General features: G+C 72.0%; 21 protein-coding genes. 6 read left to right on the plus strand and 15 right to left on the minus strand.

The window, feature by feature from the left end:
• Positions 1–127 precede the first annotated feature (127 nt).
• Positions 128–1,552: a type I glutamate--ammonia ligase gene (glnA, locus tag ACFYX3_RS05915; protein ID WP_376590169.1), complete on the minus strand. Its 1,425-nt coding sequence runs from the start codon at positions 1,550–1,552 to the stop codon at positions 128–130.
• A gap of 222 nt (positions 1,553–1,774) precedes the next feature.
• On the opposite strand from glnA, the gene ACFYX3_RS05920 reads away from it, so the two are divergent.
• Positions 1,775–2,242, plus strand: coding sequence for an RDD family protein (locus ACFYX3_RS05920; RefSeq protein WP_116161368.1), 468 nt, complete (start codon positions 1,775–1,777; stop codon positions 2,240–2,242).
• 62 nt (positions 2,243–2,304) lie between these two features.
• Here the strand turns inward: ACFYX3_RS05920 and ACFYX3_RS05925 are convergent, their stop codons facing one another.
• From ACFYX3_RS05925 to lipB, 4 genes are all read right to left on the minus strand, one after another.
• Positions 2,305–3,009: a DUF4191 domain-containing protein gene (locus ACFYX3_RS05925; protein WP_376590166.1), complete on the minus strand. Its 705-nt coding sequence runs from the start codon at positions 3,007–3,009 to the stop codon at positions 2,305–2,307.
• Positions 3,010–3,019: 10 nt separating this feature from the next.
• Positions 3,020–3,235, minus strand: coding sequence for a hypothetical protein (locus ACFYX3_RS05930; protein WP_116161370.1), 216 nt, complete (start codon positions 3,233–3,235; stop codon positions 3,020–3,022).
• Between the two features lie 274 nt (positions 3,236–3,509).
• Positions 3,510–4,478 carry a lipoyl synthase gene (gene lipA / locus ACFYX3_RS05935; protein ID WP_352024741.1) on the minus strand — a complete coding sequence of 323 codons (969 nt, stop codon included), beginning with the start codon at positions 4,476–4,478 and terminating at the stop codon, positions 3,510–3,512.
• 104 nt (positions 4,479–4,582) lie between these two features.
• A complete protein-coding gene (lipB, locus tag ACFYX3_RS05940) occupies positions 4,583–5,416 on the minus strand; it encodes a lipoyl(octanoyl) transferase LipB (protein WP_389008573.1) in 834 nt (277 codons plus the stop codon).
• A 287-nt stretch (positions 5,417–5,703) separates the two neighbouring features.
• Between lipB and ACFYX3_RS05945 the strand changes: the two genes are divergently transcribed.
• Positions 5,704–7,188: a regulator gene (locus ACFYX3_RS05945; protein ID WP_389008576.1), complete on the plus strand. Its 1,485-nt coding sequence runs from the start codon at positions 5,704–5,706 to the stop codon at positions 7,186–7,188.
• A 156-nt stretch (positions 7,189–7,344) separates the two neighbouring features.
• Here ACFYX3_RS05945 and ACFYX3_RS05950 read toward each other — a convergent pair whose 3' ends face one another.
• Together ACFYX3_RS05950 and ACFYX3_RS05955 are read right to left on the minus strand one after the other, a co-directional pair.
• The gene (locus ACFYX3_RS05950) at positions 7,345–8,706 is read right to left on the minus strand and encodes an NAD(P)/FAD-dependent oxidoreductase (RefSeq protein WP_389008580.1); all 1,362 of its coding nucleotides are present in this window, start codon (positions 8,704–8,706) and stop codon (positions 7,345–7,347) included.
• Between the two features lie 220 nt (positions 8,707–8,926).
• Entirely contained in the window at positions 8,927–9,847 is a 921-nt protein-coding gene (locus tag ACFYX3_RS05955) for a TIGR01777 family oxidoreductase (RefSeq protein ID WP_389008583.1), read from the minus strand.
• A gap of 38 nt (positions 9,848–9,885) precedes the next feature.
• On the opposite strand from ACFYX3_RS05955, the gene ACFYX3_RS05960 reads away from it, so the two are divergent.
• Complete coding sequence (locus ACFYX3_RS05960) at positions 9,886–10,389, plus strand: GNAT family N-acetyltransferase (RefSeq protein WP_389008586.1); 504 nt, start codon at positions 9,886–9,888, stop codon at positions 10,387–10,389.
• Here ACFYX3_RS05960 and ACFYX3_RS05965 read toward each other — a convergent pair.
• The gene (locus tag ACFYX3_RS05965) at positions 10,378–11,049 is read right to left on the minus strand and encodes a TetR/AcrR family transcriptional regulator (protein WP_389008589.1); all 672 of its coding nucleotides are present in this window, start codon (positions 11,047–11,049) and stop codon (positions 10,378–10,380) included. The two genes, ACFYX3_RS05960 and ACFYX3_RS05965, sit on opposite strands and share 12 nt — an antisense overlap.
• A 117-nt stretch (positions 11,050–11,166) precedes the next feature.
• Here ACFYX3_RS05965 and ACFYX3_RS05970 point away from each other — a divergent pair, with 117 nt between their 5' ends.
• Together ACFYX3_RS05970 and ACFYX3_RS05975 are read left to right on the plus strand one after the other, a co-directional pair.
• Positions 11,167–11,961, plus strand: coding sequence for an SDR family oxidoreductase (locus tag ACFYX3_RS05970; RefSeq protein ID WP_352024735.1), 795 nt, complete (start codon positions 11,167–11,169; stop codon positions 11,959–11,961).
• Entirely contained in the window at positions 11,961–12,806 is an 846-nt protein-coding gene (locus ACFYX3_RS05975) for an SDR family NAD(P)-dependent oxidoreductase (protein ID WP_389008593.1), read from the plus strand. Before ACFYX3_RS05970 ends, ACFYX3_RS05975 begins: the two co-directional genes overlap by 1 nt.
• Before the next feature lie 37 nt (positions 12,807–12,843).
• Here ACFYX3_RS05975 and ACFYX3_RS05980 read toward each other — a convergent pair whose 3' ends face one another.
• Positions 12,844–13,365, minus strand: a complete 522-nt coding sequence (locus ACFYX3_RS05980) for a DUF4240 domain-containing protein (protein ID WP_389009442.1) — start codon at positions 13,363–13,365, stop codon at positions 12,844–12,846.
• Between the two features lie 99 nt (positions 13,366–13,464).
• Between ACFYX3_RS05980 and ACFYX3_RS05985 the strand changes: the two genes are divergently transcribed.
• On the plus strand, positions 13,465–14,385 hold the full coding sequence (locus ACFYX3_RS05985) for an SDR family oxidoreductase (RefSeq protein WP_389008596.1): 921 nt from the start codon (positions 13,465–13,467) through the stop codon (positions 14,383–14,385).
• On the opposite strand, the gene ACFYX3_RS05990 is transcribed toward ACFYX3_RS05985, so the two are convergent.
• From ACFYX3_RS05990 to ACFYX3_RS06015, 6 genes are all read right to left on the minus strand, one after another.
• On the minus strand, positions 14,376–15,338 hold the full coding sequence (locus tag ACFYX3_RS05990; protein WP_389008599.1) for a helix-turn-helix transcriptional regulator: 963 nt from the start codon (positions 15,336–15,338) through the stop codon (positions 14,376–14,378). The two genes, ACFYX3_RS05985 and ACFYX3_RS05990, sit on opposite strands and share 10 nt — an antisense overlap.
• A 151-nt stretch (positions 15,339–15,489) precedes the next feature.
• Entirely contained in the window at positions 15,490–18,195 is a 2,706-nt protein-coding gene (aceE, locus tag ACFYX3_RS05995; protein WP_389008603.1) for a pyruvate dehydrogenase (acetyl-transferring), homodimeric type, read from the minus strand.
• 287 nt (positions 18,196–18,482) lie between these two features.
• On the minus strand, positions 18,483–19,106 hold the full coding sequence (locus tag ACFYX3_RS06000) for a GntR family transcriptional regulator (protein ID WP_376590140.1): 624 nt from the start codon (positions 19,104–19,106) through the stop codon (positions 18,483–18,485).
• A gap of 130 nt (positions 19,107–19,236) precedes the next feature.
• Positions 19,237–21,006 (minus strand): 2-oxoglutarate dehydrogenase, E2 component, dihydrolipoamide succinyltransferase, encoded by a 1,770-nt coding sequence (gene sucB / locus ACFYX3_RS06005; protein WP_389008606.1) that lies wholly within the window; start codon positions 21,004–21,006, stop codon positions 19,237–19,239.
• 62 nt (positions 21,007–21,068) lie between these two features.
• Positions 21,069–22,457 (minus strand): dihydrolipoyl dehydrogenase, encoded by a 1,389-nt coding sequence (lpdA, locus tag ACFYX3_RS06010; RefSeq protein ID WP_352024729.1) that lies wholly within the window; start codon positions 22,455–22,457, stop codon positions 21,069–21,071.
• 318 nt (positions 22,458–22,775) lie between these two features.
• Complete coding sequence (locus ACFYX3_RS06015) at positions 22,776–24,281, minus strand: leucyl aminopeptidase (protein ID WP_389008609.1); 1,506 nt, start codon at positions 24,279–24,281, stop codon at positions 22,776–22,778.
• Positions 24,282–24,583: the final 302 nt, after the last annotated feature.

Below are 24,583 nucleotides of genomic sequence, written 5' to 3' on the forward strand. Positions count from 1 at the left end.
TCCCCTACCCGTAGGTACGGGCGATAGTTCGTCAGCTGTTCACACCTCCGTGATCTTGGCCGGAAAACGGCGAGGCCCGCCGCCCCTCGAAGGGGGCGGCGGGCCTCGCCAGGCGAGCGGCTTCGGCTTAGAGGTCGAAGTAGAGCTCGAACTCGTGCGGGTGCGGGCGCAGCTGGATCGGGGCGATCTCGTTGGTGCGCTTGTAGTCGATCCAGGTCTCGATGAGGTCCGAGGTGAAGACGCCGCCGGCCTGGAGGTACTCGTTGTCGGCCTCGAGGGCGTTGAGGACGGCCTCCAGGTTGGTCGGGACCTGCTGGACGTTCGCGTGCTCCTCGGGAGCGAGCTCGTACAGGTCCTTGTCGATCGGCTCCGCCGGCTCGATCTTGTTCTTGATGCCGTCGAGGCCCGCGAGGAGCAGCGCCGAGAAGGCGAGGTACGGGTTCGAGGACGGGTCCGGCGCGCGGAACTCGACGCGCTTGGCCTTCGGGTTCGAGCCCGTGATCGGGATGCGCATGGCGGCGGAGCGGTTGCGCTGCGAGTACACCATGTTGACCGGGGCCTCGAAGCCCGGGACCAGGCGGTGGTACGAGTTCACCGTCGGGTTGGTGAAGGCGAGCAGCGACGGGGCGTGCTTGAGGATGCCGCCGATGTAGTAGCGGGCGGTGTCCGAGAGGCCCGCGTAGCCCGTCTCGTCGTAGAACAGCGGCTCGCCGTTCGACCACAGCGACTGGTGGACGTGCATGCCCGAGCCGTTGTCGCCGAAGATCGGCTTCGGCATGAAGGTCGCGGTCTTGCCGTTCCGCCAGGCGACGTTCTTGATGATGTACTTGAACAGCATCAGGTCGTCGGCCGAGGCCAGCAGCGTGTTGAACTTGTAGTTGATCTCGGCCTGGCCGGCGGTGCCGACCTCGTGGTGCTGGCGCTCGACCTGCAGGCCGACGTTCTCCAGCTCCAGGGACATCTCCGAGCGCAGGTCGGCGAAGTGGTCGACCGGCGGGGCCGGGAAGTAGCCGCCCTTGTAGCGGACCTTGTAGCCGCGGTTGTTCTCCTCCGCACCGGTGTTCCAGGCGCCGGCCTCGGAGTCGATGTGGTAGAAGCCCTGGTTCGCGGAGGTCTCGAAGCGGACCGAGTCGAAGACGTAGAACTCGGCCTCGGGACCGAAGTAGGCGGTGTCGGCGATGCCGGTGGAGGCGAGGTACGCCTCGGCCTTCTTCGCGATGTTCCGCGGGTCGCGGCTGTAGGCCTCGCCCGTGATCGGGTCGTGGATGAAGAAGTTGATGTTCAGCGTCTTGTCGCGGCGGAAGGGGTCCACGCGGGCCGTCGACAGGTCGGCTCGGAGCGCCATGTCGGACTCGTGGATGGCCTGGAAGCCGCGGATCGACGAGCCGTCGAAGGCGAGCTCCTCGGACGGGTCGAACGCCGTCGCGGGGATCGTGAAGTGCTGCATCACGCCCGGAAGGTCACAGAACCGGACGTCGACCATCTTGACGTCGTTGTCCTTGATGAACTTCTGGACCTCGTCGGCGTTCTGGAACCCGTTGTTCTGGGACATCCAACTCCTCCTACTCCCGGCCCGGGGAGGGGCGGGGTTGCAGCTCGGTCATGCGGCCAGTGCGGTGGCACACGCTGGACCCGACCATAGGCAGACGGGATTTCTCAAGCATGACCCAATTGTTTCGTCGAAGTTAACCGGGCCGGGTGCCGTTCCGCCTCTCCGGCGCCGTACCCGCACCCGGGCCGAAGTGATCAAAAACGGGCACAGTACCGTGGTCGGGTGGACAACAGGCAAGCACTCGGATCTTGGCTCTCCGGCCCCCGCGCGGCGGCCGAGGACGCAGGCGTCGACTTCGGCTACCGCGGCGAGCAGCTCGGGCTGCCCGAGGCCGGCCCCGGCTCGATCGCCCGCCCCGGGCGGCGCCTCGGCGCCCTCGCCGTCGACTGGGCCCTCTGCATGCTGATCGCATACGGCCTGATCACCCACGGCTACAACCAGGCCACGGGCAACTGGGCGCTCCTCATCCTGTTCGTCCTGAGCGTCCTGACGGTCGGCACCGTCGGCTCGACGCCCGGCAAGCGGCTCTTCGGCCTGCGCGTCGTCTCCGCGAACGGCGGCCGCCTCGGCCTGTTCCGCGTGCTGATCCGCTCCCTGCTCGTCTGCCTCGCCATCCCGGCCCTCATCTGGGACCGCGACGGCCGCGGCCTCCACGACCGCCTCTCCGCCGCCGTCCAGGTCCGTATCTGAAACACGGATACGAGAAAGGCCCCGGACCGCATGGTCCGGGGCCTTTCTCGTCAGGTCGGGTGTCAGCGCATCTTTCCGCCGCGCGGCATCCGCATGCCCTTCGGCATCGGACCCTTCGGCAGCGGCATGTTGCTCATGAGGTCGCCCATCGCCCGCAGCCGGTCGTTGGCCGCGGTCACCTGCGGGCCGGTGAGCACGCGGGGCATCTTGAGCATGGTCGTACGGATCTTCTTCAGCGGCACCTGGCCCTCACCGTCGCCGACGATGATGTCGTGCACCGGCACGTCCACCACGACGCGGTTCATCCGCTTCTTCTCGGCCGCCAGCAGGGTCTTCACCCGGTTCGGGTTGCCCTCGGCCACCAGGACGATGCCCGCCCGGCCGACCGCGCGGTGCACGACGTCCTGGCTGCGGTTCATCGCGACCGCGGGGGTCGTCGTCCAGCCGCGCCCGACGTTCTGCAGCACCGCCGCGGCAGCGCCCGGCTGGCCCTCCATCTGACCGAAGGCCGCGCGCTCGGCACGCCGCCCGAAGACGATGGCCGCCGCAAGGAGCCCCAGGACGAAGCCCAGGATGCCCAGGTAGACCGGATGACCGATGAGGAAGCCGATCGCGAGGAGGACACCGAGTACGCCGATGCCCACGCCCGCGACGACGAGACCGACCTTAGGGTCGGCCTTCCGGGTCATCTGGTACGTGAGGGCGATCTGCTTCAGTCGCCCGGGGTTCGCAGCGTCAGCGCTGCCCGTGTTTGCCTTCCTCGCCATGTCCTGAAGTTTACGTGGCCCGGGAAGCCCGGCCCGACGCGACCTCCATCACGTGCTGGGCCTCCACCCGGTCCTTGGCGCGGCGGCGGTCCTCCAGGACGGAGTTCCAGGCGTTGCGCCGCGCGGTGCGCTGGCCGGCGCCCAGGAGCAGGGCCTCCACGGCCTTCAGGGCGTCGGTGACGGACGGGATCGCGCTGACGCGGACATGCGTCGATGCGGCCGGCATGCGGGGTCCTCCCTCGATTGCGGGTGAGACGAGGTGGGGGGTGTGAGCGAGTGATGGCGGTGAGTGAAGCCAGGCTCACAGATCGGTGTTACCAGGGCGTGACCCGGTGGTCAAACACTGATGAAACGTTGATGCGGCCATGTGGAGGACGCGGCGGACATCGAAGCGGCCCGTACGCCCCCGCTGAGCTGCGGAGGCGTACGGGCCGCGCCGGATGTGGCCTCTACTGGCCGGTAACTGCTTGTGCTCGGATTCACACGGTCCTGGAACGGACTCAGACCGCCTGCGTCGCGTTGTCGACCGCGCCGCGCTTCTCGATCGCCTGCTGGTACAGCCGGCCCGCGCGGTACGAGGAGCGGACCAGCGGGCCCGACATCACGCCGGAGAAGCCGATCTCGTCGGCCTCCTCCTTCAGCTCCACGAACTCCTGCGGCTTCACCCAGCGCTCCACGGGGTGGTGCCGGACCGACGGGCGCAGGTACTGCGTGATCGTGATGAGCTCGCAGCCCGCGTCGTGCAGCTGCTGCAGCGCCTCGCTGATCTCCTCGCGGGTCTCGCCCATGCCGAGGATCAGGTTGGACTTCGTGACCAGACCGTAGTCGCGGGCCTGGGTGATGACGTCCAGGGAGCGCTCGTAACGGAAGCCCGGACGGATCCGCTTGAAGATCCGCGGGACGGTCTCGACGTTGTGCGCGAAGACCTCGGGGCGGGAGTCGAAGACCTCCTTGAGGAGCTCCGGCACCGCGTTGAAGTCGGGGGCGAGCAGCTCGACCTTGGTACGGCCCTCGGCGCGCTCCGCCGTCTGCTGGTGGATCTGGCGCACGGTCTCGGCGTACAGCCAGGCGCCGCCGTCCTCCAGGTCGTCGCGCGCGACGCCCGTGATGGTGGCGTAGTTCAGGTCCATCGTGACGACCGACTCGCCGACGCGGCGGGGCTCGTCACGGTCGAGCGCCTCGGGCTTGCCCGTGTCGATCTGGCAGAAGTCGCAGCGCCGGGTGCACTGGTCACCGCCGATGAGGAAGGTCGCCTCGCGGTCCTCCCAGCACTCGAAGATGTTGGGACAGCCCGCCTCCTGGCAGACCGTGTGCAGGCCCTCGCTCTTCACGAGGCCCTGCATCTTCGTGTACTCCGGACCCATCTTCGCGCGGGTCTTGATCCACTCGGGCTTGCGCTCGATGGGGGTCTGGGCGTTCCGGACCTCCAGGCGCAGCATCTTGCGTCCGTCGGGGGCGACTGCGGACACATCGGCTCCTGTAGCTTCGATTCTTCGGCGCACACCAGGGTACGCCCGTTGCTTCCATGCCTTGCTCTACGCGTGGCCAACCCGTGGCCACAGCTCGGCATTCCTCAGGCCGAGGCCCGCTCCGTCTCGCGCGTGCCTTCGCCCGCGCTCTCGCGCTCGATCTCCCGCGGCTTGAGGTCCGCGTTCTCCAGCACGTCCCGCAGGTGCTTCTCGACGACCGGGAGCACCTCCTCGATCGTGATGTCCCGGCCCAGCTCGTTGGCCAGGGAGGCCACGCCCGCGTCGCGGATGCCACACGGGATGATCCGGTCGAACCAGGTGTTGTCCGGGTTCACGTTGAACGAGAAACCGTGCATGGTGACGCCCTTGGCGACCCGGATGCCGATCGCGGCGAGCTTCCGGTCCTCGCGCCGCTGGCCGGCGTTGGACGGGGCGTACTCGGGGCCGTTCAGGCGCGGGTCGAACTCCTCGTCCGTGAGCCGCGGGTCGAAGTCCAGGGACAGCCCGCCGAACGACGGGCGCTGCTCGACCGGGTCGCCGAGGACCCAGACCCCGCTGCGCCCCTCGATCCGCGTCGTCTCCACGCCGAACTCGGCGGCCGTACGGATCAGGGCCTCCTCCAGGCGGCGCACGTGCGCGACGACGTCCACCGGGCGGGGCAGCTTCATGATCGGATAGCCGACCAGCTGTCCCGGGCCGTGCCACGTGATCTTGCCGCCGCGGTCCACGTCCACCACCGGCGTCCCGTCCAGCGGCCGCTCGCTCTCCTGCGTGCGCCGCCCGGCCGTGTAGACCGGCGGGTGCTCGAGCAGCAGACAGGTGTCGTCGATCTCGTCGGCGAACCGCGCGGCGTGCACCTCACGCTGCTTGTCCCAGGCCACCTGGTAGTCGACGGCTTCCTCGCCGAACCCAAGGCGGACGAATCGCAGCTCACTCACGGCCATGCCTCCTCCTGGGTGCCGCGGACGGGGACCGGGGATCATCCCGGGCCGGCTCGGCACCATGCGTCATTCGCGCCCATGCCACTGTACGGCGGCGCAGGGGACACCCCTCCGGCAGGTGGACGGGGGCGTCTACGTCAGCGATGCCGTCAATCCTCACACGATCGGATGAATGTGGGGCGAAGGTGGCGGTACGGGCCGTGGAGACCGCTAAATTCACGCCGTTCCATGAGGGTCCGACGGGGCTGCCGCCCGGACCCGGAAGGCAGGAGACCGCACAGCTGATGACGGAACGACCACCGCAGCGCATCCCGAACCGCCAGCTCGCCGCGCTCATCGCCGAAGCCGGCTTCTCCAACGCGGGGCTCGCCAGACGGGTCGACCAGCTCGGTCTGGAACACGGGCTCGACCTGCGGTACGACAAGACCTCCGTGACCCGCTGGCTCCGCGGACAGCAGCCGCGCGGCACCACCCCCGCCCTCATCGCCGAGGTCTTCACCCGCCGCCTCGGCCGCCGCCTCTCCGCCCAGGACCTCGGCCTCGACGCCTGCGCGCCCGTCTACGCGGGCCTGGAGTTCGCCGCCACCCCCGAGGAGGCCGTCGACATCGTCAGCGGCCTGTGGCGCAAGGACTCCGGCAGCCACGCCGAACTCCGCAAGATCGCCTTCACCCCGGCCGGCCTCGTCGTCCCCAGCCGCGACTGGCTCATCGGCCGTGCCGACGACCGGGTCGCCCGCGGCGAACCCGCCCCCGCCGCGCCCCGCGCCTCCGCGGCGCCTGCCGGGGCACCCCCGCAGGACCCCCGGGTCCCGCCCCAGAGCCGCTTCTCCGTCCCCCGCCAGCGCGGTACGGACCGGGGCCCCGGCCAGCGGGTCTCCAGCGGAGACATCGCCGCCCTCCGCTCCGTCGGCGAGCTCTTCCGCACCCTCGACCACGCCTACGGCGGAGGCCACGCCCGCCAGGCCCTCGTCCGCTACCTGGAGCACGAGGCCGAGCCCATGCTGCGCGGCACGTACGGGGAGTCCACCGGCCGCCGCCTCTTCGCCGCCGTCGCCGACCTCACCCGGCTCGCCGGCTGGACCTCGTACGACATCGCCGCCCACGGGCTCGCCCAGCGGTACTTCGTCCAGGCGCTGCGCCTCGCCCAGGCCGCCGGGGACCGGGCCTACGGCTCGTACGTGCTCCTCACCATGAGCTGCCAGGCCGTCTACCTCGGCCACGGCCGGGAGGCCGTGCAGCTCGCCCGGGTCGCCCAGCAGGGCGTCGGCCCCGCCGCGCCGCCCGTCGTCCAGGCGATGCTCCACGCCGTCGAGGCGCGGGGCCACGCGGTCCTCGGCGAGGCGAGGGCCTGCAGCGCTTCCCTCGTCCGCGCGGAACGGGCCCTGGAGGCGGCCCGGCCCGGCGACGAGGTCCCGTACTGGGCCCGCCACTTCGACGAGGCGCAGCTCGCCGACGAGCTCGGGCACTGTCACCGGGACCTCCAGCAGTACCGGCCCGCCGCGCAGCACGCCGAACGCGCCCTCCAGCTCCGGGCGCCCGGCTACGCCCGCAGCCGCCTCTTCTGCCGGGTCGTCCTGGCCACGTCCCGCCTGGCCCTGGGGGAACTGGACCAGGCGTGCGCGCTGGGCGCGGAGGCGGCGCAGCAGGCGTCGGAGATGCGGTCGGCACGTGCGGTCGAGTACGTCCGGGACTTCGAGCGCCGGCTGGAGCCGTACCGAGACGCGGCGGCGGCCCGCACGTACCGGGACCGGGTGGCGGCCCTGGGCTGACGCCTCCGCGTTCCGCGCCCTGACCCGCACCACGAGTGCGGCGCACGTCAGGTGCGGGTCAGGGCGCGGGAGCCTCTGGCGCCGGCAGGGCGCGGGTCCGTTGTGCCCACCCGTTCCGCCCCAGCGGAACGACTGCCCACAACGGGTGGGGGACCGTCAGGCCGCGTTGTCCGTGGCCGGGGTCGGGTGGGGGATCCTCAGGTCCGTCAGGAGGGCGTTCGTGGCTCGGTGGGCCGAGGTGAGGGCGCCCTGGGGGGTGCTCACGTCCCGGTGGTCGCCGCATACGTACAGCCCCGCCAGGAGCCGGACCGAGCGGTGGGCGTCGTGCGGGGGCGGCATCGAGGGGACCGCGTCGGGGGTGTGGCGGAGGGCGAGGAGCTCCCAGTCGTCCGTCGACGTGCCGTACAGCGTGGCGAGGTGCTTGCGGACCCGCCGCTCCGTGTCGTCCGGCGGTGTGCCGAGGACCGTGGAGGTGATGAGCGCCCGCCCGGCCGGGGCCCGGGACGGGTCGACCGCGCTCATGACCGCCGTGTGGGCGACCGGCCCGCCGGGGTCGGACTCCAGGAGCAGGGTGGGGTCCGCACACGGCGCCGCGGGAGCCGTGTGGTGCAGGACCGTGACCGGGTGGAAGGCGGGGACCCGCAACCCCGGCAGCAGGGACGCCGCCGTACGCGCCCCCGTGGCCAGCAGGACGGAACGACAGCCGATGACGCCGTGGTCGGCCGTCGTGACCCGGGAGACCGACACGTCCGTGACCCGGACCCCCGTGCGGACCGTGCCCGGCGGCAGCGCGGCGGCGAGCCGTTCGGGGAGCGCCGCCGAGCCGCCCTCGGGGACGGCGGGCCGTCCCCGGGCGAACGCGCGGAGCGCCAGGTCCGCCTGACGGCTGGACATGCCGAGGTCCGGGTCGGCGAGGAGCGCGGCGAGCAGCGGCCGCAGCACCCCCTGGACCGTACGGGCGGGGAGCCTCGCGGCCAGGGCCTCCCGGGCGGTCCGCTCGGGCCGGGCGAGCAGCCGCGCGGTCGGCGTCGCGGCGAGCCGGACGAGGGAGGCGCCGAGCCGTGCCTGGTCGAGCGAGGCGGCCGGATTGCGGGGGGCGCTCGCGAGGGCGCGCGCCATGCTGAACGCTCCCCCCACGCCACGGTGGACCCCGCCGCCCCGCTGGCCGGGCGTCCGCCGCGGGTGCGGGACACCCCATCGCGCGTACCGCCCGTCGCTGTGCACGAGCACCCCGGGGGCGAACGGACGCAGCGGCAGCCCGGCGAGCCCCGGCACGGCCCGGAGTTCCTCGGACGAGAGGGTGAGCAGCGGGCCCGTACGGTCGAGCCGGAAGCCGTCGACGAGGTCGGTGGCCAGCCGGCCGCCGACCCGCGGTTCCGCCTCCAGGACGGCGACGGCGAGCCCGGCGCCGGTCAGCCGGTGCGCGGCCGTGAGCCCCGCGATCCCGGCTCCTACGATGACGACGTCGACGGCCTCCACGACGTCCCTGTGCTGTGCGCTGGTTGCGGTACTGAGCACGTGCCCCTCCCCAGGTCGGCGCGCCGGTGGGAGGCCTTATGCCCCCAACGGGCCCCCGGAATGCCCAAGTTCGCGTTCGTATCGAACAGTGGGCCTCGACAGTGGGCGTCGAGCCTAGGCAGCGCCGAGCGGGAAGTCGGCCCGCGCGCGGCGGGGTGCACGCAGCACGGGGGAGCGCAGGGGCCCAGGGCCTGTCTGGAGATTCCCGTCGGGTCCGGCCCTACCGCAGCGCCGCGCGGATCGAGTCGTCGATCGTCGGGAAGGCGAAGTCGAAACCGGTCTCCAACAGGCGCCCCGGCAGCACCCGCTGACTGCCCAGCACATCCGCCGCGAAGTCGCCGAGGACGATCTTCAGGGCGGGTGCCGGCACGGTGAAGAGCGTCGGGCGGTGCAGGACCCGGCCCATCGCCGCCGTCACCTCGCGGTTGGTGACGGGGTCGGGGGCCGTCAGGTTCACCGGGCCCGAGAGGGAGGGGGTGTCGACGAGGTGGCGCAGGGCGGCGACCTCGTCGTGGAGGGAGATGTACGACCAGTACTGCCGGCCGTCGCCCATCCGCCCGCCGAGTCCCGCGCGGAAGACGGGGAAGAGCCGACCCCAGGCGCCGCCCTCGCGCGCCACGACGAGGCCGGTACGGGCGTAGGTGACGCGGATGCCGGCCTCCTCGGCGGGGGCGGCCGCGGCCTCCCACTCCACGCAGACCGAGGGCAGGAAGCCCGTGCCGGCGGGGGCGCTCTCGTCCACCGCGCGGGTGCCGGTGTCCCCGTACCAGCCGAGTGCCGTGCCGCAGACCAGCGCCTCCGGCGGGGCCGCGAGGGAGGCGAGCGCCTGGGCGATCGCCGTCGTGCCGAGGACCCGGCTGTCCCGGATCTCCTTCTTGTACGCCTCGTTCCAGCGGCGCTCGCCGACACCGGCGCCCGCCAGGTGCACGACGGCGTCGACGCCGACGAGCCCGGCGGCGTCCACGTACAGCCGCTTCGGGTCCCATTCGACCTCGTCGGCGGTACGGGCCGGGCGGCGGACGAGGCGGAGGACGTCGTGGCCGTCGGCGCGCAGGGAGCGGACCAGGGCCGCGCCGATGAGTCCGGAGGCGCCGGTGACGGCGACGCGCTTGCGAGTGGCGGAACGCTGCATGGTCACCATCCTGCCCTCCCCGAGCGGCGCGTGGCACAGTGGCCGTCATGATCGTGCCGGAGACGCAGATACGCATACGCACCGCCGTGCAGGACGACGACGCCGCGCTCTCGGAGCTCGACCGGGCCACCTGGTCGACCCTCCACGCCGTGCTGCCCGCCCCGGAGCCGGGCGCGCCCTTCTTCGACGAGCGGCACGTGCCGGAGCACTACCTCGTGGCGGAGGGCGGCGGGGCGGTCGTCGGGTACGTCCGGGTGGCGCCGCCGACCCCGCTCGCCGCCACCGCCCACGTCCGCCAGATCCAGGGCCTCGCCGTCGCCGGGTCCGCCCGGGGCAAGGGTGTGGCCCGGGCGCTGCTGCGGGCCGCGATGGACAAGGCCCGGGAGGAGGGCGCCGTCCGGATCACCCTGCGGGGCCTCGGGCACAACGCGCCGGCCCGCGCGCTCTACGCCTCCGAGGGCTTCCGGGTCGAGGGCGTGCTGCCGGGGGAGATCTTCCTCGACGGGGCGTACGTGGACGACGTCCTGATGGGCCGGCCCCTAGCCGGCTGAGGGATCCCGCAACAGCCGCATCCCGCCCATGAGTTCGCGCAGGCAGCGGACCGCGAGGGCGGCCGGTGCGCCGTCTCCGCGCTCCGGCGCGTCCGTCTCCGCCCAGCTCTCCAGGGCGATCCGGATCGCGTCGGTGGCCGCCGCCGCCGCGAGGCGTACCTCCAGCGGGTCGGCGTCCGGTCCGGCGAGCCCGGCGACGACCTCGCGCAGCCGCTCCTCGGACTCCTGGTTGACCCGGTACCAGACGGCCCGGAGGGCGGGGTCCTCGGCGGCGGCCCGCAGGAGTCCGCGCGTCCAGCGCAGGCCCTCCGCGTCGGCCGCACTCGCAGGGGTGAGCGACGCGGCGATCGAGCGCTCCAGGGCCTCGGGTACGCCGGCGCCCGGTTCGGTCGCGGCGAGGAGGGCCCGCCAGCGGTCGGCTCCGCCGGAGAGGAGCGGGGCGACGGCGTCCTGCTTGGACCGGAAGTAGCGGTAGAAGGTGCGCAGGGCGACGCCGGACCGCTGGGCGATCTCCTCGGCCGTGGTGCCGTCGGGGCCGCGCTCGGTGAAGAGCTCGGCGGCGGCGCGGGCGATGTCGAGCTGGGTGGCGGCCTTGCGGCGCTCCGTCAGCGAAGGGAGCGAGGGGGTGGGGGGCGTGGCGCCCACGGGCTTGGTGCTCACCCACGAAGCGTACGCCTGCGGCTGTCGAAGATGCACGACGTGCAAGTGTGGCAAAACGTGCCACTCAGGCGTACGGTGGCGGTACCCCGGAAAGCTTGACATCGAGAGGTTGTCGACATGAACCAGCTGACTCGTTACGAAGGACGCCGCGCCCTCATCACCGGCGGCGGCTCCGGCATCGGCCAGGCCACCGTCCTGCGCATGCTCGCCGAGGGCGGCCGGGTCGTCGCCGCCGACATCAGCGAGGACGGCCTCAAGGACACCGTCGCCAAGGCCGGCGACGCCGCCGACCGCCTCACCACGCTCGTCGTGAACATCGGCGACGAGACCTCCGTACGCGAGGGCGTCGCCGCCGCCGTCGAGGCGCTCGGCGGCCTGGACGTGCTGGTCAACGCCGCCGGCATCCTCCGCTCCTCGCACACCCACGAGACCACCCTCGACTCCTTCGAGCAGGTCGTCCGGATCAACCTCACCGGCACCTTCCTGATGATCCGCGAGGCGATCCCGGCGCTCCTGGAGGGCAACGACTCCGCCGTCGTGAACTTCTCCTCCACCTCCGCGATGTTCGCCCACCCCTACATGGCGGCCTACGCGGCCAGCAAGGGCGGCATCCAGTCCATGACCCACGCGCTCGCCGCCGAGTACTCCAAGCAGGGCATCCGCTTCACCGCCGTCCAGCCCGGCTCCATCTCCTCCGGCATGACCGACGGCTCCGGCGCCTCCAAGCAGTCCCAGGGCCCCGGCCTGCCCGAGGACACCGACTGGTCCCTCTTCACCAAGCTCGCCCCCGCCCTCGGCCAGGGCTTCGCCGGCCCCGAGACCGTCGCCGGCGTCGTCGCGATGCTCGCCTCCGAGGACGGCCGGTTCATCACCGGCACCGAGGTCCGCATCGACGGCGGGACCCACTTCTGATGACCGCCCCCTCCCCGGCCGCCGAGGTGTTCGGCGGCCGGACGGCCGTCATCACCGGCGCCTCCTCCGGGATCGGCGCCGGCCTCGCCCGGCACGCCGCCGGGCTCGGCATGAAGCTGGTCCTCGCCGACATCGCCGCCGACCGCCTCGCCGAGTTCGCCGGCGAGCTGTCCGCCACCGGGGCCGAGGTCACCGCCGTCGTCACCGACGTCGCCGACCCCGCCTCGGTCGAGGCCCTCGCAGACACCGCGTACACCCGCCACGGCGCCGTCGACCTGCTGGTCAACAACGCCGGGATCATGGCCATGGGCTACTCCTGGGAGATCCCGGCCGAGCGCTGGGACGCCATGCTCCGGATCAACATCGGCGGATACGTCAACGGCATCCGGGCCTTCGTCCCGCGCATGCTGGAGCGTGGCGAGAAGGCCTGGGTCGTCAACGTCTCCTCGATCGGCGGCATGCTGCCGAGCCCGCTGATGGCGCCGTACAGCGTCACCAAGTTCGGCACGCTCGCCCTCACCGAGTCGCTGCACTACGAGATGCAGATGAAGGGCGCCCCGATCCAGGTGTCCGTCGTGACCCCCGGCTCGGTCAAGAGCGAGATCTTCAAGGCCGCCCGCCCCGGAGAGGCCGCCCCGCCGGAGATCGCCGCCTTCAACGACCAGCTGCAGGCGATGGCCGACGAGCACGGGCTCACGCCCGAGGAGCACGCCGAGCGGGTCTTCGAGATGGTCGCCGAGGGGAAGTACTGGGCGATCCCGCAGCCCGAGCAGCTCTTCCCGGCCCTCCAGCCCAGGACGGACATGATCCTCGGCCGGCAGAACCCCCGGCTCCAGCCGGGCTGACACGTACGGATCCCGGGGTCCGCCCCCGGGATCCGTGCTACACCGATCCGAAGCGCTCCCACAGCCGGGGGAAGCGGGCCGCGAGCACGTCGTCGTCCGCCAGGTCGAAGGGGGTGCCGAGCGGCTCCCCGCCCGGCATCGGAATGCCCAGATCGGGGGTCTCGCCGCCGGTCAGCCGCTCGTACGCCTCGTCCGCCGCGAAGCCGATCTCCTCGCCGTCCCCGTCGATCTCCACGTCGAAGTCGCCGATCAGCTCCGCCAGCGCGTCCGGATCGTGCACGCCCCCCTCGTACACCTCCCGGCCCTGGCCGATCAGCCAGCAGCGGAAGGAGTCGAAGGTCTCCTCGCCGGCCCCGTCGAAGAGCACCGCCGCCACGCCCCACAGGTCCCAGAGGTACGCGCGGTTGAAGCGGGCCTCGAAATGGCGCGCGTAGTCGAGCACCGAGTCGGGGTCGAGCCGGGTCAGCCGCTCCACGAGCAGGTCGGCCTGCTCCTCGGGGTCGCCCTCGGCTTCCTCGCGGGTGGCGTCGATGAGCTCCCAGAACTCGGTCTCGTCCATCACGGGAACAGCATCGTGGCTCGCGCAGTCCGACGCACCCGGAAAGCCCGAAATGAAACCAGACAGAAGATGTCCGGTTTTCCTGACAGGCTGACGCCCATGACGACTGAAACCACCCCTCTGCGCGGACGGATCTGCCTGGTCGCCGGGGCCACCCGGGGCGCCGGACGGGCCATCGCCGTCCAGCTCGGCACCGCCGGGGCCACCGTGTACGTCACCGGCCGCACCACCCGCGAGAAGGTCAGCGAGGTCGGCCGCGCCACGGAGACCATCGAGGAGACCGCCGAACTGGTGACGGCCGCAGGCGGCGAGGGCATCGCCGTCCCCACCGACCACCTCGACCCGGAGCAGGTCCGTGCCCTCGTCGAGCGGATCGACCGCGAGCAGGGCCGGCTCGACGTCCTCGTCAACGACGTGTGGGGCGGCGAGCACCTGGTCACCTTCGGGAAGAAGACCTGGGAGAACGACCTCGCCGGTGGCCTTCGGATGCTCGAACTCGGCGTGCGCACCCACGCCATCACCTCGCACCTCGCGGTCCCGCTGCTGATCCGCAACCCCGGCGGGCTCGTCGTCGAGGTCACCGACGGCACCGCCGCGTACAACAGCACCCGCTTCCGCGAGAACCTCTACTACGACCTCGCCAAGAACGCCCCGATCCGGATGGCGTTCGGCCTCGCGAAGGAACTGGCGGAGTACGGCGGCACGGCCGTCGTCGTCACCCCCGGCTGGCTCAGGTCCGAGCAGATGCTCGCCGGCTTCGGCGTCACCGAGGAGAACTGGCGCGACGCCACCGAGAAGATCCCCGACTTCGGCGTCTCCGAGTCGCCGGTGTACGTCGGACGGGCCGTCGCCGCCCTCGCCGCCGACCCCGACCGGCACCGCTGGACCGGACAGTCCCTCTCCAGCGCGCAGCTCGCCGGCGAGTACGGCTTCACGGACGCGGACGGCTCCCGCCCGGACGCGTGGGGCTTCATCGTGGCGAGCGAGACGGGGAAGCCGAACCCGGAGGACTACCGGTAGAGCCGCGCCAGGCCCCGGGCCGCCTCCACGAACCGTTCCCGGAGCGTGCCCGGGGCCAGTACCTCCGCCTCCGGGCCGAGCCCGAGCAGCTGGCCGAAGGCGACCTCCTCGCTCTCCACCCGCAGGACGACCCGCACCCGGCCGGCCTCGGCGGTCCCCGCCGCGAGCGCCTCCTCGGCGGCCGCCCGGTCCGTGACGTACGGCAGACGGCGGGCGCCCGCCGCCGAGAGCCGTACGACCACCTCCGTGCGGAGCAGGGAGCGGGCGAACTCCGCCGACCGCTCCTCCCAGAAGACCGGCAGGTCGAAGTCCGGGTCCCGGTCGAAGCGCTCCTCGCCCACGGCCACCGAGGCGAACCGGTCCACCCGGTAGGTGCGGAAGGACGAGCCCGCGCGGGCGCACACGTACCAGACGCCCGCCTTCAGGACGAGGCCGTACGGCTCCAACTCCCGCTCCACCTCGCCGCCGTCGCCGCGCCGGTACCGGGCCGACACCCGGCGGTCGCCCCACACCGCCTCCGCCACCGGAGCGAGCAGCTCCGGCGTCTCCGGCTCCTGGTACCAGCCCGGCGCGTCCAGATGGAAGCGCCGGGCCGCCGACTCGTGCGCGTCCCGCAGCGACGGCAGCAGCGCCGCCGACACCTTGAGGCGCGCCGCCGAGGCCGCGTCCTCCAGGCCCATGTCCCGCAGCGCGCCCGGCAGTCCGGACAGGAACAGCGCCTCCGCCTCGCCGCGCGCGAGCCCGGTCAGCCGGGTGCGGTAGCCGCCGACGAGCCGGTACCCGCCGGCCCGCCCCCGGTCCGCGTACACCGGCACCCCCGCCTCCGACAGGGCCAGCGCGTCCCGGGCGACGGTCCGCTCCGACACCTCCAGCTCGGCGGCGAGCTGAGCGGCTGTCATGGAGGGCCGGTCCTGGAGGAGCAGGACCATCTTGATGAGGCGGGCGGCGCGCATGCGTCCATCATCGTGCGCTCGGCCGCCGGGCTGCTCGACGCCGTCCTGCTCGCGGCGACCGCACCCGCGGCCCGGCCCCGTGACCGAGACGACCGAGGGGCCGCCTCCGTATGTGCGTACGGAAGCGACCCCTCGGACGGGTGGGAGGCCCTTACAGGCCGTAGCGCTCGCGCGCCTCCTTCACGGCCGAGGCCGGGACCTCGCCGCGGCGGGCCAGCTGGGCCAGGGCCGCGACGACGATCGACTGGGCGTCGACGCCGAAGTGGCGGCGGGCCGCGTCGCGGGTGTCCGACAGGCCGAAGCCGTCGGCGCCCAGCGAGGACCAGTCCTGCTCGACCCACTGCGCGATCTGGTCCGGGACCTGGCGCATGTAGTCGGAGACCGCGAGGACCGGGGACTCGATGCCCTCGAGCGCCTTGCGGACGTACGGCACCTGCTCCTCGCCGCGCAGGAGGGCCGCGTCGGCCTCCAGCGCGTCGCGGCGCAGCTCGGTCCAGGAGGTCGCGGACCACACGTCGGCGCCCACGCCCCACTCGGCGGCGAGCAGCCGCTGCGCCTCCAGGGCCCAGTGGATGGCCGTGCCGGAGGAGAGGAGCTGGATGCGCGAGGCGTTCGCGGGCAGGTCGAGACCGGCCGACTCCGCCGTGTTGAAGCGGTAGAGGCCCTTGACGATGCCCTCGTCGATGCCGGACGGCTTGGCCGGCTGCGGCATCGGCTCGTTGTAGACGGTGAGGTAGTAGAAGACGTTCTGGTCCTCGCCCTCGGCGGCCTCGCCGTACATCCGGCGCAGACCCTCCTTGACGATGACAGCGACCTCGTACGCGAACGCCGGGTCGTACGTCAGGGCCGCCGGGTTGGTGGCCGCGATGACGGGGGAGTGGCCGTCGGCGTGCTGGAGGCCCTCACCGGTCAGGGTGGTGCGGCCGGCGGTGGCGCCGACGAGGAAGCCGCGGCCGAGCTGGTCGCCGAGCTGCCACATCTGGTCGGCGGTCCGCTGCCAGCCGAACATCGAGTAGAAGATGTAGAACGGGATCATGGCCTCGCCGTGCGTCGAGTACGCGGTCGACGCGGCGATGAAGTCGGCCATCGAGCCGGCCTCGGTGATGCCCTCGTTCAGGATCTGGCCGTTGACGGCCTCCTTGTAGTACATCAGCTGGTCGCGGTCGACCGGCTCGTACGTCTGACCCTTCGGCGAGTAGATGCCGAGCGACGGGAACAGCGACTCCATACCGAAGGTACGGGCCTCGTCCGGGACGATCGGGACCCAGCGCTTGCCGGTCTCCTTGTCGCGGATCAGGTCCTTCATCAGTCGCACGAACGCCATCGTCGTGGCCATCGACTGCGAGCCGGAGCCCTTGTCGAACGCCGCGAACGCCTTGTCGGCCGGGGCCGGCAGCGGGGCGAGCGGGTGGGTGCGGCGGGCCGGGGCCGGGCCGCCGAGGGCCGCGCGGCGCTCCTGGAGGTAGCGGACCTCGGGGGAGTCGGCGCCGGGGTGGCCGTACGGCACCTGGCCGTCGACGAACTGCGCGTCCGAGATGGGCAGCTCAAGAAGGTCACGCATGTTCTTGAACTCGTCCGTCGTCAGCTTCTTCATCTGGTGGTTCGCGTTCTTGGACGCGAAGCCCTCACCCAGGGTGAAGCCCTTGACGGTCTGCGCCAGGATGACCGTCGGCGCGCCCTTGAACTCCAGGGCGGCCTTGTACGCGGCGTACACCTTGCGCGGCTCGTGGCCACCGCGGGAGAGGTGGAAGCATTCGAGGATCTTGTCGTCGGACAGCAGCTGCGCCATCGCGACGAGCGCCGGGTCCTTGCCGAAGAAGTCCTGGCGGATGTAGGCGGCGTCGCGGGTCTGGTACGTCTGGACCTGCGCGTCCGGCACCTCGCGGAGGCGGCGGACGAGGGCGCCGGTGGTGTCGAGGGCGAACAGCTCGTCCCAGGCGTTGCCCCACAGCGACTTCACGACGTTCCAGCCGGCGCCGCGGAACTGGGCCTCCAGCTCCTGCACGATCTTGAAGTTGGCGCGGACCGGGCCGTCGAGGCGCTGCAGGTTGCAGTTGATGACGAAGGTCAGGTTGTCCAGACCCTCGCGGGCGGCCAGGGCGAGGGCCGCGGTCGACTCGGGCTCGTCCATCTCGCCGTCACCGAGGAACGCCCACACGTGCGAGGCGGAGACGTCCTTGATGGAGCGGTTGGTCAGGTAGCGGTTGAAGCGCGCCTGGTAGATCGCGGAGAGCGGGCCCAGACCCATGGAGACGGTGGGGAACTCCCACAGCCAGGGGAGGCGGCGCGGGTGCGGGTAGGAGGGCAGGCCGTTGCCGCCGGCCTCCTGCCGGAAGTTGTCGAGGTGGGCCTCGTTCAGGCGCCCGTCGAGGAAGGCGCGGGCGTAGATGCCGGGGGAGGCGTGGCCCTGGATGTAGAGCTGGTCGCCGGAACCGTCGGCTTCCTTGCCCTTGAAGAAGTGGTTGAAGCCGGTCTCGTAGAGCCAGGCCGCGGAGGCGAAGGTGGCGATGTGGCCGCCGACGCCGTGCTTGGAGCCGCGGGTGACCATCGCGGCCGCGTTCCAGCGGTTCCACGCGGTGATCTTCCGCTCCATCTCCTCGTCGCCGCCGAACTCGGAGATCGAGGGCTCGGCGGAGGTGGGGATGGTGTTGACGTAGTCCGTCTCCAGGAGCTTCGGCAGGGCGAGGCCCGCGCCCTCGGCGTGCTGGAGGGTACGGCGCATCAGGTAGGCGGCCCGGTGGGGGCCGGCGGCCTTGGTGACGGCGTCCAGGGAGGCCGCCCACTCGGCGGTCTCCTCGGTGTCACGGTCCGGGAGCTGGTCGAGCTCGCTCGGAATCTTGCCTACGGGATCGGTCATGATCGCCGCCTTCCGGACAGATGGGGGTGGAGATAAGGGGGCCTTGTCTGGCAGGACAGGGCGAAGGGCCGGGTGACGGCCCGCCGAAGACTGTAAGCCGTCGATCGATGATCGATCAAAGCTTCATCAAGAAAAAGATGCCCGGAGCACCAAAGTCGGCACAGGGTGCCGCGAAGAAGGGCACCCGGTGCCTTGTTTTCGCAGGTGGGGCGGAAATCTGAGACCGCTCTCGCACAAACGAGCGGGCCCGCCCGGAGGCGGACCCGCTCGTCCTCGCACTGGCCGGATCACGCCCTCGGCGCGCACCCCAGGACGTGCGCCTTCACCAGGGCGCCGATGTTCGGGTCGCCCCGCCGGAAGGCCTCCACCAGCTCCTGGTGCTCCTCCGCGTACGACTTCTGGACCGTGCCCAGCCAGCGGATCGACAGGGCCGTGAAGACCTCGATGCCGAGCGTCTCCCAGGTGTGCAGCAGGACGCCGTTCCCGGCCGCCTTCACCAGCTCCCGGTGGAAGGCCACCGTGTGCCGGACCTGCGCCGTGCCGTCCATGGCCGCGTCCGCCTCGTACAGGGCCGCCACGTGCGGCTCCAGGGCCGAGCAGTCCGTCGAGAGCCGCCCGGCCGCCAGCTCGGCCGCGATCTGCTCCAGACCGGCCCGTACGGGGTAGCTCTCCTCCAGGTCGGCCGCGGTGAGGTTGCGGACCCGGACGCCCTTGTTGGGCGCGGACTCGATCAGCCGCAGCGACTCCAGCTCGCGCAGCGCCTCGCGGACGGGGGTCTGGGAGACCTCCAGCTCGGTCGCGATCCGGCGCTCCACGATGCGCTCGCCCGGCTTCCAGCGGCCGCTGACGATCCCCTCCACGATGTGCTCGCGGATCTGCTCGCGCAGCGAGTGGACGACGGGGACGGTCATGAAGCGGCTCCTCGGGGAGTGTTGACACTTAGACAATACGGCGGCGCCCCCGTCCGGAAACACTTCCGGACGGGGGCGCCGCAGGTGAGGCTCGTTACGTTGCGCCTCGGGGAACCACTCCGAGAGCCGCTCAGAGACCGAGGTCGACCTCGAACTCGCCGGCCTCCAGGATCGCCTTGACGGCGGTCAGGTAGCGGGCCGCGTCGGCACCGTCCACCAGGCGGTGGTCGTACGACAGCGTCAGGTAGGTCATGTCGCGGACGCCGATGACGGTGCCCTCGGCGGTCTCGATGACGGCCGGACGCTTGACCGTGGCGCCGATGCCCAGGATGGCGACCTGGTTCGGCGGGACGATGATCGTGTCGAACAGCGCACCGCGCGAACCGGTGTTGCTGATGGTGAAGGTCGCACCGGCCAGCTCGTCCGGCGTGATCTTGTTGCCGCGGACCTTGCTGGCCAGCTCGGCGGTGGCCTTCGAGATGCCGGCGATGTTGAGGTCGCCCGCACCCTTGATGACCGGGGTCATCAGGCCCTTCTCGGAGTCCACGGCGATGCCGATGTTCTCCGAGTCGAAGTACGTGATCGTGCCCTCGTCCTCGTTGATCCGGGCGTTGATGACCGGGTGGGCCTTCAGCGCCTGGGCCGCCGCCTTCACGAAGAACGGCATCGGGGAGAGCTTGACGCCCTCACGGGCGGCGAACGCGTCCTTCGCACGGGCGCGCAGCTTCATCAGCTTGGTGATGTCGACCTCGACGACCGAGGACAGCTGGGCCTGGCCGTGCAGCGCCTTCATCATGTTGTCGCCGATGACCTTGCGCATGCGGGTCATCTTGACCGTCTGGCCACGCAGCGGGGAGACCTCCAGGGCGGGGGTCTTCGGCGCGGCGGCGGCCGGAGCGGCGGCGACGGGGGCGGCAGCGGCGGCCTTCTTGGCCTCGGCGGCCGCGAGGACGTCCTGCTTGCGGATGCGGCCGCCGACGCCGGAGCCCTTGACGGTCGCCAGGTCGACACCGTTCTCGGTGGCGAGCTTGCGGACCAGCGGGGTCACGTACGCGCCGTCCTCGGCCGGAGCGGCAGCGGGGGCCGCCGGGACCGGGGTGACGACGGCCGGGGCGATCGACGGGGCGGCGGCGACCGGAGCCGGAGCGGCGACCGGGGCGGCCGGGGCGACCGGAGCCGGGGCGACCGGCGCGGGGGCCGGAGCCGGGGCGGCCGGGGCGACCGGAGCCGGGGCGGCGGCGGGGGCCGGCGCGGCCGGGGCCGGGGCGGCGGCCGGAGCGGCACCCGCGGCACCGATGACGGCCAGCTTGGCGCCGACCTCGGCGGTCTCGTCCTCACCGACGACGATCTCCAGGAGAACGCCGGAGGCGGGGGCGGGGATCTCGGTGTCGACCTTGTCCGTGGAGACCTCGAGCAGCGGCTCGTCGGCCTCGACGGTCTCGCCGACCGACTTCAGCCAGCGGGTGACGGTGCCCTCGGTGACGGACTCGCCGAGCGCCGGCAGGACGACGTCGGTGCCCTGGGCGGCACCGGCGGGGGCGGCGGCCGGAGCCTCGGCCACGGGGGCCGGGGCGGCCGGGGCCTCGGCGACGGGGGCCGGCTCGGCGACCGGGGCCGGAGCGGCCTCGGCGGCGGGGGCCGGGGCGGCCGCGGGGGCGCCCGTGCCGTCGTCGATGATGGCCAGCTCGGCGCCGACCTCGACCGTCTCGTCCTCGGCGACCTTGATGGAGGCCAGGATGCCCGAGGCGGGGGCGGGGATCTCGGTGTCGACCTTGTCGGTCGAGACCTCGAGCAGCGGCTCGTCGGCCTCGACACGCTCGCCCTCGGCCTTGAGCCAGCGGGTGACGGTGCCCTCGGTGACGCTCTCGCCGAGCGCCGGCAGGGTTACGGAAACCGACATGGTTTCAGTTGCTCCTAACGAATTGCGGAAAGTGGTCGTCGCGCCCTGTGATGACGTGAGCGTCAGTCGTGGGAGTGCAGAGGCTTGCCGGCCAGGGCCAGGTGGGCCTCGCCGAGCGCCTCGTTCTGCGTCGGGTGGGCGTGGATGAGCTGCGCGACCTCGGCCGGCAGCGCCTCCCAGTTGTAGATCAGCTGCGCTTCGCCGACCTGCTCGCCCATGCGGTCACCGACCATGTGGACGCCGACCACGGCACCGTCCTTGACCTGGACGAGCTTGATCTCGCCCGCGGTCTTGAGGATCTTGCTCTTGCCGTTGCCCGCGAGGTTGTACTTCAGGGCGACGACCTTGTCCGCGCCGTAGATCTCCTTGGCCTTGGCCTCGGAGATGCCGACGGAGGCGACCTCGGGGTGGCAGTACGTCACCCGCGGCACGCCGTCGTAGTCGATCGGCACGGGCTTCAGGCCCGCGAGCCGCTCCGCGACGAGGATGCCCTCGGCGAAGCCGACGTGCGCGAGCTGGAGCGTCGGGACGAGGTCGCCCACGGCCGAGATCGTCGGCACGTTGGTACGCATGTACTCGTCGACCAGGACGTAGCCGCGGTCCATCGCGACGCCCTGCTCCTCGTAACCGAGACCGGCGGAGACCGGGCCGCGGCCGATGGCGACCAGGAGGACCTCGGCCTCGAAGGTCTTGCCGTCGGCCAGGGTGACCTTGACGCCGCTGTCGGTGTACTCGGCGGACTGGAAGAAGGTGCCGAGGTTGAACTTGATGCCGCGCTTGCGGAACGCGCGCTCAAGAAGCTTCGAGCTGTTCTCGTCCTCGACGGGGACGAGGTGCTTCAGGCCCTCGATCACCGTGACGTCGGTGCCGAAGGACTTCCACGCGGAGGCGAACTCGACGCCGATGACGCCGCCGCCGAGGATGATCGCGGACTCCGGGACCCGGTCCAGGGTCAGCGCGTGGTCCGAGGAGATGATCCGGTTGCCGTCGATCTCCAGACCGGGCAGGGACTTCGGCACGGAACCCGTGGCCAGCAGGACGTGACGACCCTCGACGCGACGGCCGTCCACGTCGACGGAGGTCGGGGAGGACAGGTGACCGGTGCCCTCGATGTACGTCACCTTGCGGGAGGCGACGAGACCCTGCAGGCCCTTGTACAGGCCCGAGATCACGTCGTCCTTGTACTTGTGCACGGCCTTGATGTCGATGCCCTCGAAAGAGGCCTTGACACCGAACTGCTCCGCCTCGCGCGCCTGGTCGGCGACCTCGCCGGCGTGGAGCAGGGCCTTCGTCGGGATGCAGCCGTTGTGCAGGCAGGTGCCGCCGAGCTTGTTCTTCTCGATCAGTGCGACGTCCAGGCCCAGCTGCGCTCCGCGCAGCGCCGCGGCGTAACCGCCGCTACCGCCGCCGAGGATCACTAGGTCGAAAACGGTGCTGGCGTCGTTCGCCACGTCACGTCCTCCATGCATGTGCGCTCGTCGCCGGTCGTCGGTGACCTGGCGGCGGCTGGTGTCCGGCCGCTTTATTTCGGCCCTGTGGTGGGGGCCCTGTCCTGCCGAGAACCCATCTTCGCACTTGTTGACGGACGACGGGACGCGGGGCCGTGCTCTGAGACGGCCGATCGTCCGTACGGCGGGGTCACGGACGCGTACGAACCTACGGATTTCGTCGCGAGCGAACAAACCGGCCGACGGACGGAGCCGCCGGCGGACAAAAGGGGAAGGCCCCGGGGCCGAGGCTCCCGGGGCCTTCCGTCACACGCGACGTGCTCAGAGCTCGCCGGCCGCCGTGCGCTCGGCCAGCTTCACCAGGGTGCGGACCGAGGAGCCGGTGCCGCCCTTGGGGGTGTAGCCGTACGGGGCGCCCTCGTGGAAGGCCGGGCCCGCGATGTCCAGGTGGGCCCAGGCGATGCCCTCGCCCACGAACTCCTGGAGGAAGAGACCGGCGACCAGGCCGCCGCCCATCCGGACGCCCATGTTCGCCATGTCGGCGGTGGGGGAGTCCATCGTCTTGCGCAGGTCCGCGGGGAGCGGCATCGGCCAGGACTGCTCGCCGACCTCCTCGGCGATCTCGTGGATCGCGGTCCGGAAGTCGTCGTCGTTGGCCATGATGCCGAAGGTGCGGTCGCCGAGCGCCAGGACCATGGCGCCGGTCAGGGTCGCCACGTCGACGATCGCGTCCGGGTGCTCCTCGGAGGCCTTGGTCAGCGCGTCGGCGAGGACGAGCCGGCCCTCGGCGTCGGTGTTCAGGACCTCGACGGTCTTGCCGCTGTACATGCGGAGCACGTCACCCGGGCGGGTGGCGGAGCCGGACGGCATGTTCTCCGCGAGGGCGAGCCAGCCGGTGACGTTGACCTCGAGGCCGAGGCGGGCCGCGGCGACGACGGAGGAGAACACGGCGGCGGCGCCGGCCATGTCGCACTTCATCGTCTCGTTGTGGCCGGCCGGCTTCAGGGAGATGCCGCCCGAGTCGTAGGTGATGCCCTTGCCGACCAGGGCGAGGGTCTTCTCCGCCTTCGGGTGGGTGTAGGCGACGCGGACCAGGCGCGGCGGGTTCACCGAGCCGTTGCCGACGCCCAGGATGCCGCCGAAGCCGCCCTTGGTGAGCGCCTTCTCGTCGAGGACCTGGACCTTGAGGCCGTACTCCTTGCCGGCGGCCTGCACGGCGGCGGCGAAGGTCGCCGGGTACAGGTCGTTCGGCGGCTGGTTGACCAGGTCACGGGCGCGGTTGATCTCCTCGGCGACGGCCTGGGCGCGCTCCGCGGCGGCCTTGTAGGCCTTGTCGCGCGGCTTGGCGCCGAGCAGGGCCACCTCGGCCAGGGGCTTCTTCGCGTCCTTGCCGGTCTCCTGGTACGCGGTGTAGGCGTACGCGCCGAGCAGGGCGCCCTCCGCGATGGCGGCGGCGTCCTCGGCGGCGGCGATCGGCAGCGCGAACGCTGCCTTCTTCGAGCCGGTCAGGGTGCGGGCGGCGACGCCGGCGGCGCGGCGCAGGATCTCCGCGTCGTAGGACTCGCCGTCCTCGGGGGCCGCGCCCAGGCCGACGGCCAGGACGACGGGGGCCTTGAGACCGGCGGGGGCGGGCAGCTTCGTCGCCTCACCTTCGGCACCCGAGGCGCCCAGGGTCTCCAGGACGGCGGCGAGGCCGTCGAAGGCCTTGTCGACGGCCTCGGCGCCCGGGGCGACGACCAGCGTCTTCCCGGACTTCGCGACGCCGACGACGAGGGCGTCGGCGCGCAGCGTCGCCGCGCCGGCAGTGCTGAGAGTGAGAGCAGTCACGGTGGTGAAATCTCGCTTCCATTGAGTTCTGTGGCGGTCGAGGGATGGGCCGACCGTGCCCGCCGCATCGTATTTCGGCCCGGAGAGCGCCGAGAACGAGCCTACGCTCGCTCACCCCGTTCGCTCACGGCGGCGTTGATTCACTCATCCGTGGTGTCTCTTTCATGTTTACCCTTCCGGCCTCTGCGGCCCGGCCACACTCGCCTCATTCACGCAAGGACGACACACCGTCCTTCGCCTCATCTGCGACATCTCCACGCGTCCCGCCGGTTCGGGCGGGGCCCGTCGAGGGGGGACACCCG

The sequence above is a fragment of the Streptomyces sp. NPDC002463 genome, assembly GCF_042889835.1.
In the GTDB taxonomy this organism is placed as follows: Bacteria; Actinomycetota; Actinomycetes; order Streptomycetales; family Streptomycetaceae; genus Streptomyces; species Streptomyces nymphaeiformis.

Bases quoted from the DNA above. Each gene is read 5' to 3' on its own strand.
- ACFYX3_RS05970 (WP_352024735.1), top strand. From the start codon at position 11,167: ATGAACCAGCTGACTCGTTACGAAGGACGCCGCGCCCTCATCACCGGC.
- ACFYX3_RS06000 (WP_376590140.1), bottom strand. From the start codon at position 19,106: ATGACCGTCCCCGTCGTCCACTCGCTGCGCGAGCAGATCCGCGAGCAC.
- aceE (WP_389008603.1), bottom strand. From the start codon at position 18,195: ATGACCGATCCCGTAGGCAAGATTCCGAGCGAGCTCGACCAGCTCCCG.
- ACFYX3_RS05975 (WP_389008593.1), top strand. From the start codon at position 11,961: ATGACCGCCCCCTCCCCGGCCGCCGAGGTGTTCGGCGGCCGGACGGCC.
- ACFYX3_RS05930 (WP_116161370.1), bottom strand. From the start codon at position 3,235: ATGCCGGCCGCATCGACGCATGTCCGCGTCAGCGCGATCCCGTCCGTC.
- ACFYX3_RS05980 (WP_389009442.1), bottom strand. From the start codon at position 13,365: ATGGACGAGACCGAGTTCTGGGAGCTCATCGACGCCACCCGCGAGGAA.
- ACFYX3_RS05985 (WP_389008596.1), top strand. From the start codon at position 13,465: ATGACGACTGAAACCACCCCTCTGCGCGGACGGATCTGCCTGGTCGCC.
- ACFYX3_RS05955 (WP_389008583.1), bottom strand. From the start codon at position 9,847: ATGGTGACCATGCAGCGTTCCGCCACTCGCAAGCGCGTCGCCGTCACC.
- ACFYX3_RS05945 (WP_389008576.1), top strand. From the start codon at position 5,704: ATGACGGAACGACCACCGCAGCGCATCCCGAACCGCCAGCTCGCCGCG.
- ACFYX3_RS05960 (WP_389008586.1), top strand. From the start codon at position 9,886: ATGATCGTGCCGGAGACGCAGATACGCATACGCACCGCCGTGCAGGAC.
- ACFYX3_RS05925 (WP_376590166.1), bottom strand. From the start codon at position 3,009: ATGGCGAGGAAGGCAAACACGGGCAGCGCTGACGCTGCGAACCCCGGG.
- glnA (WP_376590169.1), bottom strand. From the start codon at position 1,552: ATGTCCCAGAACAACGGGTTCCAGAACGCCGACGAGGTCCAGAAGTTC.
- sucB (WP_389008606.1), bottom strand. From the start codon at position 21,006: ATGTCGGTTTCCGTAACCCTGCCGGCGCTCGGCGAGAGCGTCACCGAG.
- ACFYX3_RS05990 (WP_389008599.1), bottom strand. From the start codon at position 15,338: ATGCGCGCCGCCCGCCTCATCAAGATGGTCCTGCTCCTCCAGGACCGG.